At 53.9% G+C, this 774-nt stretch carries 2 protein-coding genes; both read right to left on the reverse strand.

The features are described 5' to 3' along the window. Positions 1 to 165, reverse strand: a 165-nt coding sequence (locus NS334_RS17490) for a cold-shock protein (protein WP_058757042.1), incomplete at its 3' end; no start/stop codon positions are given. A 335-nt stretch (positions 166 to 500) separates the two neighbouring features. Continuing rightward, positions 501 to 774: hypothetical protein (locus NS334_RS18990; RefSeq protein ID WP_206542756.1), on the reverse strand; the 274-nt coding region annotated here is incomplete at its 5' end.

The raw sequence follows: 774 nt of genomic DNA on the forward strand, positions 1-774 counted from the left end.
GTCTGCGACGACGTCATAAGACACCGTCTGACCTTCGCTGAGAGTGCCCATGCCGGCGCGTTCGACCGCGCTGATGTGAACAAAAACGTCGCTGCTGCCGTTTGACGGCTGAATAAAGCCGAAGCCTTTTTGGCTGTTAAACCACTTCACTGTACCTGTGTTCATCAGGTCGTCCTTTCGTATACGCGCAGGATCTGACGCGCAGAGTTGCGGCCAGTGTCCGAGTTCGTCGATGTTGGAGAATGTCTGAAACGTGCGCGCCGTCAGGAACTGAGGCGAAAGCGGAACAGTTGTTCGGCCAGTATCGATGCTTGAGAGACTACACCAACGGTTGAGAGAGTACAATAAGAAATCCAATAGCGCTTTTAACAAGAGTGGTGGTTTGCTCCGAACATGGTAATTGATGGACCTTGGTGCCCGGAAATATGGCGGCTCCTCCTCTGCACAGCAAAAGGACAAAGCGTCGGTCGGGCCGGCGGCTCCAAATGCTTCCGCGAGCTTCACTTTTTGCGCACTTTGCTGCATAGTTCGGCATGGCAAAGGTAAAAGTGAGTTTCAAACCAGTCCGTAACTCTGAAGGCGACTGGGCTATCAGCGCCGAGTACGCAGGCGCAGAACCCCGAGAAAGCAAGGGTTTCACAAGCAAGACGGAAATTGACGATTGGATGAATGGAGAGCGTCGGATCGCGTGGCTCCGATCCCAAGGTTACGCGAAGTGACTTGATGACTCCTTCCTCCAAAGATCTTCGCAGGGCGATACGGCCCTGATCGAGG

This window comes from Sphingomonas endophytica (genome assembly GCF_001476895.1).
Taxonomy (GTDB): Bacteria; Pseudomonadota; Alphaproteobacteria; order Sphingomonadales; family Sphingomonadaceae; genus Sphingomonas; species Sphingomonas endophytica_A.